Origin of the sequence: Streptococcus marmotae, assembly GCF_001623565.1 — a bacterium.
GTDB classification, from domain to species: domain Bacteria; phylum Bacillota; class Bacilli; order Lactobacillales; family Streptococcaceae; genus Streptococcus; species Streptococcus marmotae.
In genome coordinates this window covers 465,281-481,964 of sequence record NZ_CP015196.1, presented here as the reverse complement: position 1 = coordinate 481,964, position 16,684 = coordinate 465,281, and the positions used below count along the sequence as shown (strand labels likewise).

Sequence of the window (16,684 nt, the reverse complement as noted above, 5' to 3'; positions counted from 1 at the left end):
TTGATAAAGGAAGTCAAAAAATGAAAATATACAGAAAAATCAGAAGATTATGAATTTTATAAGAGTATAAAGGATTTGCACATAAATGCTTGACAAAACCTTCGGGGGGGGGGTAAAATCACCTTGTCTTCATATTAACTTAAAATAAAAGAAAAGGAGATTTAACGTGAAGAAACAAAAACAACTTATTCAGTTAGGTGTCTTGGCTGCGTTATTAGGTGGCGTTGTTGCCCCTCTAGCTTATCCATTATCACCTGTGACTTCGGTAGTAGCTGAAGGACCAGTTACGACAGCAGAGGTGCCTGATTCAACTACGGTTAAGATTACCAAGTTGCAGGCAGAATCGTATGAAAAAATTGCTCTCAATGAAAATGGTGTAGCAAAATCGCTAGAGGAGCTTAAGGCAGAATTAGGAGCAGATGTCAAAGGTTTGGCAGGTGTTACCTTCAAATGGTATAAAGTAACAGATGGAAAGAACGATGACGAACTCCGCGGAATGACAGAGGAGCAGTTGGATAAACTTTATACAGACAATGGTGAATTGACGGCAACAGATGCTTCTGGTCTTACAGAGTTTAAACGTACGAAAGACCAAAATGGTACGTACTGGGTCATTGAAAAGAATGCTCCACAAGAAGTATCAAAAGCCTATGCTGTACCATTCCGTTTGACATTCCCGATGGGTGCTGCAGATGGTTCGGGCTACTTGAGCGAAGTGCACGTCTATCCAAAGAACGTAACTTCTAACACACCAGTTGCAGATAAGGATGTTGAGAATGTTGGTCAAAATGAAGGAAGCTACAATATCGGAGATGACATCAACTTCCATCTGAAAGGAACGATTCCTAAAAATATCAATGACTACAAGACCTATCAATTCAATGATACTCTTGACTCTCAATTGGACTATAAGGGAGTTGAGAAAGTCACAGTTGGTGGCCAAGATTTAACAGTTGAGACTCACTATACTGTTAAATACGATGAGGCTAGCCGTAAGGTAGAAGTTGCCTTGACTGATGCTGGTCTTGACTGGATTGCAAACAACATCTCTGTTGACAAACGTGGTCTATATGCAAACCAAGAAGAGTTAGATAAGGCTACAAATACAGCTGACAAACCATACGTTGATGTTACCCTAAAAGCAACAATCAATGAAACAGCTGTCCTTGGTAAAGGAATTGAAAACAGTACCACAATTACCTACAATAACCGTGGTGGCCAACATGGTGATCCAAAAGATCCAACTCCACCTCCAGGAACACCAGGAGTACCACCAACAACTCCACCGACACCTCCAGGAACACCAGGTGAGCCACCAGTACCACCAACAACTCCGCCAACTCCACCAGTTTATGTCTACACAGGTGGTAAGAGATTTGTGAAGGTCGGAGAAGGTGAAGCAAAAACGAAACTTCAAGGTGCTGAATTCCAATTATATAAAGAGGCAACAGGCGGAGAAGCACTTAAATGGACAGAAGGTTTGATCAAGGCAAACAAAACTGCTATTGATGCAGGTAAATTTGGCGGAACAGTTGAGGCTGGTAAAGAGATTGTCTTGAAGTCAGATGCGAAAGGTGAATTTGAAATCAAAGGTCTTGGTTATACACCTGATACAAATACAGCTGATAACAAGAGTGATGGTGAGAAAGCTTACTACTTACAAGAAACAAAAGCTCCTGCTGGTTATGTAGTCTTGTCAGGTCGTATTGAATTCAAAGTAAACCAAACTTCATACAATACAAATCCAACGACGATTACAGCTAACGCAGGAAATGCAGATCCGCAAGAAGTAGTCAACAACAAACGTCCAAACATTCCACATACAGGTGGCATCGGAACCATCATCTTTGTGGTGAGCGGCCTTGCTTTGATGGGACTTGCAGTGTTTGGCTTGAAAAAAGATAAAAAACATAGCTAATTTCTCATACAGAATGAAGATATGGAGATAAGAAGAGCAGGTGCTTGTCACCTGTTTTCTTAAGGAGGGTTTTGCGAAATCCTCCTTGAAAAGACATGTATGCTCTTAGGAAAATAAAGGAGAATGAAAGAGATGAAAATCAGGAAGTTGTTCGCTCTGCTGATGACGAGTTTAACGTTAGGTTTGGTGAGCTTTATCCGACCAGTCCACGCAGATGACCAACAAGTAGGTGTGACCATTATCAGCCCTGTTGGCCAGCAAGATGTTCGCTACCAGCTGTTTCAGATAGCAGATAAAGGACAGATAGAGAAAGTCAAAACACTCTCTAAAGACGTGTTGGAAAAGACCTATCCATTTGTGGAGACACGGGCGTCCGGAGAGCTTGGAAAACAGATTGTTACTGTAGGGTTGGGCACCTACTATGTGGTTGCAGTTTCTTCAAGTACTAACCAACTTGTCAGTACTATTGCGCCTTTTCTCTTGGGGGTGACAGATGTTGGAAAAGACCATGTAATTTATGCTAAGCCCTATCACCCTACTGGAGATGTTCAGCTTTTTAAGTATGAATGGAAGGATGGGGGAAAATCTCCGTTAGCTGGAGTCGTTTTTACTCTCTACGATGCCAATCATCAGCCCGTGCGCGTGAAACATGGCCAAGCGACACTCGATGCAGATGGCGTGCATGAGCTAGAGACGGATCGAAATGGTCGGCTTTCCATTTCAGGTCTCGCCGAAGGAGACTATTATTTCAAGGAAGTCAGAGCGCTTCCAGGCTATCAGCTGTTGCAACAAGACTATGCAGTTACTATCAAACAAGGAAATGTGGCTCACATCGAGGTAGAAAACAAGCCGACAGATAAGGGCGGAAAACGATTTAGAAAAGTCAATGAAGAAAAAGCAGTCTTGAAAGGCGCAGTCTTCACTGTTCTGGACAGCAAGAAAAACACTCTTTTTCAGGTGACTTCAGATGAAAATGGCTATTTTGAGGTGACGAATCTGCCGTATGGTGATTATTTCCTAAGAGAAGAGAAGGCTCCCGTAGTCGATGGGGTAGAGTATGCTCTCTTGTCGCAAGAGATTCGCTTTAGCGTGACGGCCACATCTTATATGGATGGTACGATTTTAGAGATTATCAATAAACCACTCGCTTCTACGCCACCCAGTCCGCCAACTGATCCAAAGTTAACTCCACCAAGTTCAAATCTTCCTCCTATCATTCGTCAATTCCTACCGCATACAGGGGAGGCTGTGAGCATCATGGGAATGATTGGACTACTAGCTATTGGTCTGGTGTTGATTGTGAAAAAGAAGAGAAAAACAGATGACCAGAACTAGAAAACAAGGCAAATGGACGATGAGGCGAGTCCTCTCACTCCTTATCTTTTTAGTCGGTTTTGGTGTATTGGCGTTTCCTCTAGTTAGTCAATACCTCTACTACCGAGCATCGATTGTCGAAGTGGCTAGCTTTGATGATGGTGTGAAAAAAATTGACAAATCAGAAATTGAGCGACGTGTCCGTCTAGCAGAAGCCTACAACGATAGCGTTGCTTCTGGAAATAATATTGAGATTACAGACCCCTACTCAGAAGAAGAGAGAAAAGCAGGCCTGAAGGAATACGCCAAGATGCTGGAAGTTAATGAGCAAATTGGCCATGTTCGCATTCCAAAAATTGTCGAAGATTTGCCCATTTACGCGGGAAGTTCAGAAAATGTCTTACAGCGTGGTGTTGGTCATTTGGAAGGGACTTCTCTTCCTGTCGGTGGCAATAATACTCATGCCGTCCTGACGGCTCATAGAGGTCTGCCGACGGCCAAGTTGTTTACCAATTTAGACAAGCTGGAAAAGGGTGACAAATTTTATATCCATTATCTCGGGGGGACCTTAGCTTATGAGGTGGATCAAATTACCGTTATCGAACCGACAGACATTGAGCAATTAGCGGTAGTGCAAGGTCATGACTATGTAACGCTCTTGACTTGTACACCCTACATGGTCAATACTCATCGGCTATTGGTTAGAGGGCACCGCATCGAATATGTGGAAGCAATCGAAGAAAAAGAGACGAGCAGCTTCAAAGAAAATCAGCTATATAAAGTATTATTCTATGGTACCTTGGTACTGCTTATTATCTTATTGATACTCTTTATCAGGTTGTATCGTAAGCACAAGAAAGTGAAAGAGAATGCGTAAACGAAGTCGGCAGAAAAAAGGCAAAAAGTTTCTCATTGTGATATTTTTACTTGGTTTTGCGATTATGCTCTTTCCGATTGTCAGTCAGGTGATGTATTACTACGCTTCTCGGGTGACGGTGCAGGAGTTTGATCAGCAAGCTTCTGCGATTGACACATCTGAGATTGACCGAAGGATTGGTCTGGCTCAGGCCTACAATGAAGTCCATCAGATGCAAGACGGTATACAGGATATCTTTACGCAGCGCCAAAAAGATGGTCTGAAAGAATATGCCCGTATGCTCGAGGTCAATGAGCAGATTGGCTATGTGAAGATTCCAAGGATTTCGCAAGAAATTCCCATCTATGCCGGAACGACAGAGGCGGTCTTACAAAAAGGGGTTGGCCACTTGGAGGCGACTTCGCTACCAATCGGTGGCGCCAGCACCCATTCCGTCTTGACAGCTCATCGTGGCCTACCAACTGCCCGTCTCTTCACAGACCTTGATAAGGTGAAAAAAGGGGACCTCTTTTATGTGCGCAACATCAAAGAGACCTTAGCCTATCGAGTAGTTGCTATCAAAGTGGTGGAGCCCAGTGACTTAAAGTCCATCGCGATTGAAGAGGGCAAGGATTATGTGACACTCTTAACCTGTACGCCTTATATGATTAACAGTCACCGTCTCTTGGTGACAGGGGAGCGGACGGACTATGTGGCAGAAGAGGAGCAGTCTGAGCAAGAAAAAGCCAGTCAGGCAAACTTTTACAAATACCTGTTTTATATCAATTGCCTGCTTGTCATCGTGCTGATAGGTGCTATCATTCGCTATCAGCGGAAGCGGGGCATACAGGCTAAGAAGAGAAAAGGAACTTATCGAAGATAGAGGGAGAAATGAATGTTTTATAGGAAAAGATTACTAATCATCAGTACCATTTTAATATTACTACTGTCGATCGTTCCGCACAATTTGGCTCAGGCCTTGGACGATATAGCAGGGGTAAAGGTTGATGCTTTCTATACTTCATTGAATGAAAATCAAACGATTCAATCAGGGGAGACTGCCATTTACCGTCTAGATTTCTACGCCAGTGGGATTGATGGGACGAGTACCGAACCGGTCGGTCTGGAGATTAAATTACCAGAAAACGAAAATGGAAAGACCAGTCTAGCTTCTGAACTAGAAGATTTGAAGATTGCTGACCAAGTGCCGGTCTATGACGAGACGACCAATAGTCTAAAATACACATTTGACCAGCTGACGGCCGGCCAATCCTACAGTGTGACATTGCGGGTCAATACGCAAAACGGGATCATCCCAAATGGCATGGCTCTAAAGACAGAAGCTATCTTTACTCAAGGAGATAGGGAGATTGTCCGTAAGGCGGCTCAAGTGTCTGTGACATCTGACACCCAAGTCGCCTTGTCCAAGACCTATGCTTATACAGTAGGGTATGAGAATGATGCGGATCATGTTCCTAAGGTAGGGGAGACGATTGTCTGGAAAGGGAAAGTCGAAGTTCCCAAGGACGAATTTGGCCTAGCCTTTATCAAGGAAGGTAGCCAGATTGTTGTTTCAGATACCATTCAAAGTGGGCTAACCTATGTGGGAGCAAGTGGAGAAGGGGCTTCTGTCAGACGAAATGGGTCAACCGTATCCTTGAGTTTTGCAGCTCCATCTTTAGTTGAGCAACTTGCCGCTCAAGCTGATCCCAATCGAAGCAATCTTTTTGAAAAAGAAGTTGAAATTCGGACAAGAGCGAATAACTTTCAAGGTCAACTGAGCAATGTGAAAAATAAACTGTCCACAAGCTTTACCAATATCTCAGATAAAACGATTCAAGCAGAATCAAACGAAGCGACATTCACGTTAGGAAAAGGATCCAATCCGTCCCAAATCTCTCCGAACGGAAGGGTGTTGGTAGGTGTCAATCTTGGTCCAAAGGATGGAGATGGAATGCTTGCAGGAGCCTTTATCAATAACGGAACAATTAGTGGCTATAATCCAACGCCGACAGTACCTGATACAGCGACTCTTGCCTTTAAAATGATTTGGAGGGCAGGATACCGGGGACAGATGACGCGCTTGGCGGTTATGAAATGACTGCGAATCCAAATACACCTGCAACCGTACCTGTCCCACCTCGTAAGCCGACAGAATACTATTTGAAAGATGGATATGGAAGATTTAGGCGATATAATGAAGCTAATATTGGTTATGAGTTAGCAAATGTCTTTAAAAAATACGAATGGATCGATATGGAGCGAAAAGTCGATGATGCTCTTATCCTTCAGGAACTCTACATCTATGAACCTGTTCGGATGATGGATATTAACCAGCCATCCTACCAACTGGACTATCTCCCTGATAAAACAGAAATTCGGATGACGGTAACAGACTTAGACGGGAATTTGATTCGTTACGCAACGGTACCAGTGGACTGGACGAAGCTTCAAGGTAAGGAAATTTTAAACTCGTTTACAGCGCCTGATTATGACCAAGGTGGAGTAGTCGTCCTGAATCGAGATGATTTGGGATTAAACCCAGGAGAACGTGTCTCTAAATATAACGTGGTATTTCAAAATCACGATGCCCAAAGAAAACTTCCTCAAGAGTTTTGGACCAATGTCGTAGACAAGTATACTATCAAGCCTGGGACAAATAAAACAGTCAAAAACGAGAGTTCGGCTACTTTTTCTGCTGGGCAAAATAGAGTGTACTTGGGTCCAAATGAACGACAAGGCGTTGTTGGCCATTTTACCCGCCAAGCTTTGGGTGGCACTGGAGATACGAACTCTACCTTCGGAGCTAGAACAGCAAATGTGTATTCAACCTCTAAACCAAATCCCATCATCGATGTTGCTATTGGCTTACAAAAAGCAGATGGAAATGTGGTGACAGCTGGTGTTCCTCAAGCAGATGGAAGCATTAGTGCCAAAGGGAAAAATCGCTTGTCGTTGAGTCTGACAAATCGCGGACCATCCTTGGTAGCAGCGACGGGGCCAATTTCTATGACGGCATCTTTACCACCAGGGGTCACACTAGATAGAGGCAACCCTGACTGGAAAGTTACTCTGTATCAAAAAGGTGGAAAGGAAAAGAAAGTTATTAACGTAGATGGGAAATATGGCCACCTTGCGACAGGGACCAATGCCCAAGGTGGAGAGACGCTCATCTTCACTTGGAATGATCCCAATGCTAAGCTCCAAGTAGGTGATCGTATCGAACTTGAAATCAATGCAAATGTTACCAATACTGTCGATCCAAACTTTACCCTTGAGGGATATGGAAACGTGGGAAATAAAGACTTCACAGTTCCAACAGGAGCCCTAGATCCGATTATTGATACAAATAATATTGATGGTGATGATAAGCGTGATGAGAAATTAGCGGTTGCTAGAGCCAATTATAAATTAGCAAACAGTCGTGATTTGCAGATTAAGAAGACTGTAAAAGGGGAGCTGGATAAGGAATACTCTGCCTTTGGTCATACACCTGTCGGCGGTATGATTGACTATCGTTTGGACATTACCAATACGACCGGTGATGTGATTCGCCGTATGGGCTTCATGGATGTCTTACCAAATCTCAATGATACAGCTGTGACAAATACAACGCAGCGTGGTTCCAAGTTCCGTCCTAGCTTGACAGGGCCGATTACTGTACCTGCTGAATGGCAGGATAAGGTAACGGTTTACTATACCACGGTTGCAGTTCCAAGCCGTGAGGACTTGTATTCCAAGGTTGACTATCCAGAAGGCGCCAGCCAACCAGACGCGGTTAATGCCGAGGATCCAAACTGGCAGACAGCGGATATGATTGCCGATTGGTCAGCGGTTACAGCCTTTAAGGTGGAGTTAAACGAAGGTGTTGCTTGGATTCAGGGGCAAAACATCCACATGGACTTTAAGATGAAGGCTCCGGACAATCCAGATGCGACTGTGATAGATACCACCATTGATGAAAAAGAGCGAGCAGCTTGGAATTCCTTCTCTGTGACAACGAATGGTCTGTTTGCGGTTGAACCAGAAAAAGTAGGGGTTGTCTTGGTGCCAAATGACCGCTATCAATTAAAAATTATCAAACGTGAGTCTGACACCAACACAACTCTGTCAGGAGCACACTTCCAGTTGCTTGATGAAGCTAAAAAGGCGATAGATAAGCAAGAAGGAGTGACGGATAATCAAGGTGAGTTGGTCTTGAAAGATCTGCCACAAGGAACCTACTATATCCGAGAGAAAAAAGCACCGAATGGCTATGTGCGTTTGGCTGATGATATCAAGCTGGTCATCGGTTCGAATGGTCAAGTTACCTTAGAAGACAAGGACAAAGAAATTGTTCGTCTGGAAACGAGTACAGAGGATAAGCAGATTGTCCTATCGGTGAAAAATGCTAAAAATGAATTCCCGCATACAGGTGGGATTGGAACAGCGATTTTTGTTGCTGTCGGTTTGAGTTTGATGCTAGGGTCTAGCCTGCGCTTGAAGCAAAAAACTTCCACAGCAAGAAGAAGACGTGTGTAGCAGATTGTATGATACTGGCTGGAACAAGGAGACTTGTCAGCTAGTATTTTTTACTTGGGAAGAAAATGTAATCCATCTTACTTGAAAACTAGCCAAATGAATGATTTTATGGTAGACTAGTACAAGCATAGGTTTTTAAACTCATCCTGTGAGGTGAGAAAGACACATACGGATTTCAAAAGGCCTATGACTACTAGATGAGTTAGAGGGCCTTTTTTGTGTGCCCCGAAGGAGGAATATGAAAGATTCTGTTCGTTTATTGCTCGATGTCGATGAAAAGCCGTCGTTTGGGCAAGGTATTTTGCTAAGCTTCCAGCACGTATTTGCCATGTTTGGGGCAACTATTTTGGTTCCCTTGATTTTGGGGATGCCTGTGTCTGTGGCTCTCTTTGCCTCTGGTGTGGGAACCTTGATTTATCAGTTGGCTACCCAATGCAAGGTACCTGTCTATCTTGGATCATCCTTTGCCTACATTTCAGCAATGGCGCTTGCGATTAAGGAGATGAATGGGGATGTGTCTGCTGCTCAGACAGGGGTTCTCTTTGTCGGCTTGATTTATGTATTGATTTCCGCCTTGGTCAAGGTAATCGGAACCAAGTGGATCGACACGCTCTTGCCACCGATTGTGATTGGGCCAATGATTATTGTCATCGGTCTTGGTTTAGCTAACTCTGCGGTTACCAATGCAGGATTTGTAGCAGACGGTGATTGGCGTAATGTTGTTGCAGCGATTGCGACCTTCTTGATTGCTGCCTTTGTCAATACCAAAGGAAAAGGCTTTGTGAAGATTGTCCCATTTCTGATTGCCATTATCGGAGGGTACGTAGTAGCCTTGGCGCTTGGATTGGTTGACTTCACACCTGTTATTGAAGCTCCTTGGCTTGAATTACCCCGCTTCTATTTGCCATTTAAGACGGGTGTCTTTGAGCAATACAAACTCTACTTTGGACCAGAAATGCTTGCGATTTTACCGATTGCAGTGGTGACGGTAGCAGAGCATATTGGTGACCACACCGTCTTGAGCCAAATTTGTGGCCGTCCATTTTTGAAAAATCCAGGTTTGAACCGGACCTTGATTGGGGATGGGGTTGCAACAGCTGTTTCTGCCTTCATCGGTGGTCCTGCTAATACGACCTATGGTGAGAATACAGGAGTGATTGGAATGACACGCATTGCTTCGGTATCGGTGATTCGTAACGCAGCTTTCATCGCTATTGCCTTTAGTTTCCTTGGGAAATTCACAGCCCTAATCTCGACCATTCCAAGTGCCGTTTTAGGAGGCATGTCGATTTTGCTGTATGGTGTCATTGCAAGTAATGGTTTGAAAGTCTTGATTGAAAGCCGTGTGGACTTTGGACAAGTTCGTAATCTGATCATTGCAAGCTCAATGCTCGTTTTGGGACTGGGTGGTGCTGTCTTAAACATTGGTGCTATCACGCTTTCAGGAACAGCGCTGAGTGCAATTGTCGGTATCATCCTCAACCTTATCCTGCCACGTGAAGCACTGAAATAGTTGACAAAAGTGATAAAGATTGGTACAATGATGAAGTCCTAAGGACAAGAATTAGCCTTTCTTGGTCACGGGTTGCCAACCTGTTACTCGGATGTGGCTCAAAACAAAGGAGAAAATACTCATGGCAATCTCAAAAGAGAAAAAAAATGAAATCATGGCGCAATATGCTCGTCATGAAGGTGATACTGGTTCAGTTGAAGTACAAGTAGCTGTGCTTACTTGGGAAATCAACCACTTGAACGACCACATCAAACAACACAAAAAAGACCACGCAACTTACCGTGGATTGATGAAAAAAATCGGTCGCCGTCGTAACTTGTTGGCTTACTTGCGTAAGACAGACGTTAACCGTTACCGCGAATTGATTCATTCATTAGGTCTTCGTCGTTAATTTGATGAAAGAAGGCTTTCCCAGTCAGGGAGGGCTTTTTCTGTATTTCTCTCAAGTATAGTCTAGTAAATTTATAATACTTGAGTATAAAATAAAGAAAAAAGGTTCTTAATAAAATGTCCTACTGAATTTTTCACGACTTTTAGAATCTGTATTCATAAGCGAAGTAATTCTAATCGGGCGCTTATTTTACGATAATCTAGGCGTTTTTTTGAAGGAATACTGACTGTATTTCGAAAAAAAGCAATGATGAATAGCGAAAAATGGTCCCTGAATAGAGTTGCTGAGCTGTGAATACAGGTTCTTAGCATGTATTCCGTAGAAATTCGCTTTTCCTTCGTTTGTTTTTCGGCTAAAATATGATAAAATAAACAAGATACGTGGTTTTGTGCAAAGTTGAGTCTGGGAGCTTCCTGGGTTGACCTTTGTAGAAAACACGTCATCCTCTTTGGAATGAAGAACGGGTATGTTTTGCCGACAGTTGGTGTTCTAAAGAAAATTGGAATAATTAGATAATCAGGAGATACCAAATGGTTAAACAAACATTTGAAATGACCTTTGCAGGCCGTCTGCTCGTTGTTGAGGTCGGTCAGGTTGCAAAACAAGCAAACGGTAGCGTCGTTGTCCGCTACGGAGAAAGTACAGTGCTGACTGCGGCTGTCATGTCGAAAAAAATGGCAACAGGAGACTTTTTCCCTCTTCAAGTCAACTATGAGGAAAAAATGTATGCGGCTGGGAAATTCCCAGGAGGCTTTAACAAGCGTGAGGGTCGTCCGTCAACGGATGCAACCTTGACCGCTCGTTTGATTGACCGTCCGATTCGTCCCATGTTCGCTGAAGGCTTCCGCAACGAAGTGCAGGTTATCAACACCGTCTTGTCTTATGATGAAAATGCAAGTGCCCCAATGGCAGCGATGTTTGGCAGCTCTCTTGCCTTGTCTATTTCAGATATTCCCTTTAACGGCCCAATCGCTGGTGTTCAAGTCGGCTATGTGGATGGGGAGTTGGTCATCAACCCAAGTCAAGAACAGGCAGAACGTTCCCTACTGGAATTGACCGTGGCTGGAACGAAAGATGCCATTAACATGGTCGAGTCTGGTGCGAAAGAACTTTCAGAAGACATTATGCTTGAAGCCCTTCTCAAGGGTCACGAAGCGGTAAAAGAATTGATTGCTTTCCAAGAAGAAATTGTAGCCCAAGTCGGCAAAGAAAAAGCAGAAGTTGAGCTTCTTCATGTAGATGAAGAATTACAAGCAGAGATTGTCGCAGCCTACAATAGCGATTTGCAAAAAGCGGTTCAAGTAGAAGAAAAATTAGCTCGTGAAGCAGCAACCAATGCGGTAAAAGAGCAAGTGACTGCAACTTACGAAGAAAGATATGCAGACCATGAAGAACACGACCGCATTATGCGCGATGTGGCGGAGATTCTAGGACAAATGGAACACGCAGAAGTGCGCCGCTTGATTACAGAAGACAAGGTTCGTCCTGACGGTCGCCGTGTGGATGAAATTCGTCCGCTTGAAGCTGCGGTAGACTTCTTACCGCGCGTGCATGGTTCAGGTCTCTTCACTCGTGGACAAACCCAAGCCTTGTCTGTCTTGACCTTGGCACCAATGGGAGAAACACAAATTGTGGATGGCTTGGACCCTGAGTATAAAAAACGTTTCTTACACCATTACAATTTCCCTCAATATTCTGTAGGGGAAACTGGACGTTACGGTGCGCCAGGTCGTCGTGAAATTGGTCACGGTGCTCTTGGGGAACGTGCTCTTGAGCAAGTGTTGCCAAGTCTTGAAGAATTCCCATACGCCATTCGTCTGGTGGCAGAAGTGCTTGAATCGAACGGTTCGTCTTCACAAGCCTCTATCTGTGCAGGAACGCTTGCCCTTATGGCTGGTGGTGTGCCAATTAAGGCTCCTGTCGCAGGAATTGCCATGGGCTTGATTTCAGATGGGACCAACTATACTGTCTTGACGGATATCCAAGGTCTTGAAGACCACTTTGGAGATATGGACTTTAAAGTAGCTGGTACACGTGACGGAATTACTGCTCTTCAAATGGATATCAAGATTGAGGGAATTACAGCAGAAATCCTGCAAGAAGCCCTTGCTCAGGCCAAGAAAGCTCGCTTTGAAATTTTGGATGTCATTGAAGAAGCTATTCCAGCTGTGCGTCCAGATTTAGCACCAACTGCGCCGAAGATTGAGACCATTAAGATTGATGTGGATAAAATCAAGATCGTCATCGGTAAGGGTGGCGAAACGATTGATAAGATTATCGCAGAGACAGGTGTCAAGATTGATATTGATGAGGATGGAAATGTTGCCATTTACTCAAGTGACCGCGATGCCATTAACCGTGCCAAAGAAATCATCGCAGGCCTGGTGCGTGAAGCTAAGGTTGATGAAGTCTACCGTGCTAAGGTTGTTCGCATTGAAAAATTCGGTGCCTTTGTCAATCTTTTTGACAAGACAGATGCCCTTGTTCATGTATCTGAAATGGCTTGGACTCGTGTGAACAAAGTCGAAGATTTGGTGCAAATCGGTGATGAGGTGGATGTCAAAGTCATCAAGATTGATGAAAAAGGTCGCGTGGATGCGTCCATGAAAGTTCTCCTTCCTCGACCAGAGAAGATTGAGCAAGCAGAACCAAGAGAAAAAACAGACCGCCCACGTCGTCCAAGAGAAAAGAAAGAAAATAGCAACTTTGGGGAATTCAAGTTCCACAAGGTTGAAAAGTAGAAAGTAGAGTAAGACAAGTTCTTTAGAACTTGTCTTATCCACAATAAAGGAGAAAAAATGGGTTGGTGGAAAGACACCATTGAGATTGTAAAAGAAAAAGATCCAGCAGCACGTACGACTTTAGAAGTGCTACTAACCTATCCAGGAGTCAAAGCTCTCGCTGCTCACCGTGTATCGCATTTTCTATGGCGGCACAATTTGAAGTTGCTGGCACGGATGCACAGCCAATTTTGGCGTTTTTGGACGCAAATAGAGATTCACCCAGGTGCTAAGATTGCAAGTGGGGTCTTTATTGACCACGGTGCAGGTCTGGTGATTGGGGAAACTGCTGAGGTTGAGACGGGTGTCATGCTCTACCACGGAGTGACCCTTGGAGGGACTGGGAAAGATTGTGGGAAACGTCATCCAACTATTCGAAAAGGTGCCCTTATCTCAGCCCATTCCCAAGTGATTGGCCCCATTGAAGTTGGTGAAAATGCCAAGGTCGGTGCAGCAGCTGTTGTCTTGTCAGACGTACCAGCAGACGTGACGGTTGTCGGGATGCCGGCAAAAATTGTTCGGATTCATGGCAAAAAAGATGAAGAAGCAATCCGTCCCTTACAGGAAGCACGAGAGGCAAGTTATTATTCTGCCAAGTTGTAAGAATGAAGAAAGGAGTACATCATGCTTTTAGAAGAATTTGAACCGACCACAGCTGTCATTGAGCCAGAAGTAGTGGTGAAACGGCATCTCAACGCAGAAATTTGTCCGACGATGATTCTCACTTTTTCAGGAGAAGTGCTCGATCAGGTGCGGCAGATGAAGGGAGTCCGTGAAGGCGGTGCTTTGACGAGTCTCAACGGCCGTCACCCTTGGTATCTCTACGAACAGGATGGCTGTCAGGTTGCGGTTGCTCTCTTAACCATTGGAGCACCAATGGCTGTCGGTCAGCTAGAAGAATATAAGGCTCTTGGCTTTGAGAATTTCATCATTTTTGGGACTTGCGGGGTCTTGGACAAGCAGATTGCGGCAGACAAGTTGATTTTACCCAGCGCAGCCCTTCGTGATGAAGGAATGAGCTACCACTACGCTCCTTCAAGCGATGAAATTAGCTATGAGCCAGCTCTGCTATCCACCATGGAAAAGATCCTAGATAAACACCAGATTGAGCATATTCGGACCAAAACCTGGACGACAGACGCTTTTTACCGAGAAACGGCTGCCAAGGTCAAACGGCGAATGGCCAGTGGTGCAGAAGTTGTCGAGATGGAAGCGGCCAGCATCATGGCTTGGAGCCGTTTTAGAAAGGCGAAAGTTTATCAGTTTTTCTATACAGCGGACTATGTGGATCATCATCAAGAAACATGGGATACACGTCATGAAGAACGAAGCCTCAATCCTCTGACCTTTTTTGAGATTGCTTTTACGATAGCCAAGGAGTTGCATCATGAAGAGTAGAGCTTTTTTCAAGCGTTATTGGCATTATTTCGTTACGATGATTGGTGCTATCATCTTGATGATTGTTCGTCTCTTACAGGACCAGATAGATTCTGCTCTTATTTGGGGAGCTCTTGCGCTCTTTTGGCTCGTTCGGCTTTACAGAGCTTATAAGAGACGCTAAAGTTCTTGTTTTACCCTCTTATTTATAGAGATGGTTTGCAGAGATGCGGACAGATGATTTCCGATAGAAAGGAAAGAGCGGGGGAAGAATTCCAACGCTCAAGAATAAAACGATGATTACGATTTATGATACCATGACACGAAGTCTCCGAGAGTTCGTGCCTTTAGAGGTAGGTAAGGTCAAGATGTATGTCTGTGGACCAACTGTATATAACTATATTCATGTTGGCAATGCCCGTTCAACCGTTGCTTTTGATACCATTCGGCGTTATTTTGAGTACCGCGGTTTTGAGGTGACCTATATTTCGAATTTTACCGATGTCGATGATAAGATTATTAATCGTGCCAAGGAAGAAGGAATTACACCGCAGGAAATCGCTGAAAAATACATTGCAGCCTTTTCCGCAGATGTGGAAAAATTAGGGGTCAAACCTGCTACGAAACACCCTCGCGTTATGCACTTTATGGATGAAATTGTAGCCTTTATCGAGGAATTGATTGCAAAAGGCTATGCCTATGAGGCTGCAGGGGATGTCTATTTCCGTGTTGAAAAGTCAAAAAACTATGCTGCTTTGGCCAATAAAACCTTGGAAGATTTGGTGCTAGGAGCTAGTGGTCGGACAGATGAAGAGACAGCTCGTAAGGAAAATCCAGTAGACTTTGCCCTCTGGAAATCGGCTAAAGCAGGTGAGATTTCATGGGATAGCCCTTGGGGAGCAGGCCGTCCGGGTTGGCATATTGAATGTTCTGTTATGGCGACAGAAATTTTAGGAGACACGATTGATATTCACGGTGGTGGTGCGGATTTGGAATTCCCTCACCATACCAATGAAATCGCCCAGTCAGAAGCCAAAACAGGGCAGACCTTTGCCAATTATTGGATGCACAATGGCTTTGTCAATATTGATAATGTCAAAATGTCCAAATCTTTGGGTAACTTTATTACCGTTCACGATGCTCTTGAAACGGTTGACGGACAGGTCTTGCGCTTCTTTTTTGCTACTCAACATTACAGAAAACCCATTAATTTTACCGAAAAAGGGGTGCTAGACGCAGAAATCAATCTCAAGTATTTGAAAAATACTTATGAGCAATCCTTTACTGACAATGTGGATATGGAACGCTTAGCGACATTTGAAAGTAAATTTTGCCAAGCGATGGATGAAGACTTTAACACGGCAAATGGGATTACCGTCGTCTTTGAAATGGCCAAGTGGATCAATTCTGGAAACTATAATGCGGATATAAAAACGGCATTTGAGAAAATGGTAGCAGTCTTTGGGATTGTTTTTGAGGAAGAGGTGTTAGATAGTGCGATTGAAGCCTTGATTGAACAACGTCAAGCAGCACGGGCAGCCAAGGACTTTGCAAAGGCAGATGAGATTCGTGACCAACTAGCTGCACAAGGAATCAAGCTTCTTGATACCAAGGACGGAGTGAGGTGGACACGTGATTGATGTGACACTCATCAATGGGATTGCTCTTGCGTTTGAGGGTGATGCTGTCTATTCCATGTATATTCGTAGGCACTTGATTTTTAAAGGTTTAACCAAGCCTAATCACTTGCACAGAGAAGCGAACCGCTATGTTTCTGCCAAGGCGCAAGCTGCGCTCATCTCTAAAATGTTGGACGAGGAATTTCTCAGCGAAAAGGAAGTTGACATCTACAAACGTGGCCGCAATACGAACAGTCATACCAAGGCAAAAAATGCGGATGTCGTGACTTATCGCATGTCTACTGGTTTTGAAGCAGTGCTTGGTTACCTCCATATGACGGAGCAAATCGAGCGGCTGGAAGAAGTGATTGACTGGTGTATCGAAAATGGATAGG

Annotated in this window: 14 protein-coding genes; all 14 read left to right on the top strand. The window is 44.1% G+C overall.

Annotated elements, in window-relative coordinates; genetic code table 11:
- The first annotated feature begins 166 nt into the window (after positions 1 to 166).
- On the top strand, positions 167 to 1,918 hold the full coding sequence (locus tag A4H00_RS02465) for a SpaH/EbpB family LPXTG-anchored major pilin (RefSeq protein WP_067086867.1): 1,752 nt from the start codon (positions 167 to 169) through the stop codon (positions 1,916 to 1,918).
- A gap of 132 nt (positions 1,919 to 2,050) precedes the next feature.
- Complete coding sequence (locus tag A4H00_RS02460) at positions 2,051 to 3,253, top strand: SpaA isopeptide-forming pilin-related protein (RefSeq protein WP_067086864.1); 1,203 nt, start codon at positions 2,051 to 2,053, stop codon at positions 3,251 to 3,253.
- Positions 3,240 to 4,109, top strand: a complete 870-nt coding sequence (locus A4H00_RS02455; RefSeq protein ID WP_067086862.1) for a class C sortase — start codon at positions 3,240 to 3,242, stop codon at positions 4,107 to 4,109. Before A4H00_RS02460 ends, A4H00_RS02455 begins: the two co-directional genes overlap by 14 nt.
- A complete protein-coding gene (locus A4H00_RS02450; protein ID WP_067086859.1) occupies positions 4,102 to 4,971 on the top strand; it encodes a class C sortase in 870 nt (289 codons plus the stop codon). Before A4H00_RS02455 ends, A4H00_RS02450 begins: the two co-directional genes overlap by 8 nt.
- A gap of 12 nt (positions 4,972 to 4,983) precedes the next feature.
- A complete protein-coding gene (locus tag A4H00_RS02445) occupies positions 4,984 to 6,189 on the top strand; it encodes a hypothetical protein (RefSeq protein WP_067086856.1) in 1,206 nt (401 codons plus the stop codon).
- Positions 6,186 to 8,609 (top strand): SpaA isopeptide-forming pilin-related protein, encoded by a 2,424-nt coding sequence (locus tag A4H00_RS02440; RefSeq protein ID WP_067086853.1) that lies wholly within the window; start codon positions 6,186 to 6,188, stop codon positions 8,607 to 8,609. The genes A4H00_RS02445 and A4H00_RS02440 overlap by 4 nt, the downstream gene beginning before the upstream one ends.
- Positions 8,610 to 8,847: 238 nt before the next feature.
- Positions 8,848 to 10,122, top strand: coding sequence for a uracil-xanthine permease family protein (locus A4H00_RS02435; RefSeq protein WP_067086850.1), 1,275 nt, complete (start codon positions 8,848 to 8,850; stop codon positions 10,120 to 10,122).
- A gap of 121 nt (positions 10,123 to 10,243) precedes the next feature.
- Positions 10,244 to 10,513, top strand: a complete 270-nt coding sequence (gene rpsO / locus A4H00_RS02430) for a 30S ribosomal protein S15 (RefSeq protein WP_067086848.1) — start codon at positions 10,244 to 10,246, stop codon at positions 10,511 to 10,513.
- A gap of 530 nt (positions 10,514 to 11,043) precedes the next feature.
- Positions 11,044 to 13,254 carry a polyribonucleotide nucleotidyltransferase gene (gene pnp, locus A4H00_RS02425; protein WP_067086845.1) on the top strand — a complete coding sequence of 737 codons (2,211 nt, stop codon included), beginning with the start codon at positions 11,044 to 11,046 and terminating at the stop codon, positions 13,252 to 13,254.
- A 57-nt stretch (positions 13,255 to 13,311) separates the two neighbouring features.
- Positions 13,312 to 13,896 (top strand): serine O-acetyltransferase, encoded by a 585-nt coding sequence (gene cysE, locus A4H00_RS02420; protein ID WP_067086843.1) that lies wholly within the window; start codon positions 13,312 to 13,314, stop codon positions 13,894 to 13,896.
- 21 nt (positions 13,897 to 13,917) lie between these two features.
- Positions 13,918 to 14,691, top strand: coding sequence for a nucleoside phosphorylase (locus tag A4H00_RS02415; RefSeq protein WP_067086840.1), 774 nt, complete (start codon positions 13,918 to 13,920; stop codon positions 14,689 to 14,691).
- Positions 14,681 to 14,854 carry a hypothetical protein gene (locus A4H00_RS11790; protein WP_157770973.1) on the top strand — a complete coding sequence of 58 codons (174 nt, stop codon included), beginning with the start codon at positions 14,681 to 14,683 and terminating at the stop codon, positions 14,852 to 14,854. Before A4H00_RS02415 ends, A4H00_RS11790 begins: the two co-directional genes overlap by 11 nt.
- Before the next feature lie 112 nt (positions 14,855 to 14,966).
- The gene (cysS, locus tag A4H00_RS02410) at positions 14,967 to 16,310 is read left to right on the top strand and encodes a cysteine--tRNA ligase (RefSeq protein WP_067086837.1); all 1,344 of its coding nucleotides are present in this window, start codon (positions 14,967 to 14,969) and stop codon (positions 16,308 to 16,310) included.
- Positions 16,303 to 16,683 carry a Mini-ribonuclease 3 gene (locus A4H00_RS02405; protein WP_067086835.1) on the top strand — a complete coding sequence of 127 codons (381 nt, stop codon included), beginning with the start codon at positions 16,303 to 16,305 and terminating at the stop codon, positions 16,681 to 16,683. The genes cysS and A4H00_RS02405 overlap by 8 nt, the downstream gene beginning before the upstream one ends.
- Position 16,684 lies beyond the last annotated feature (1 nt).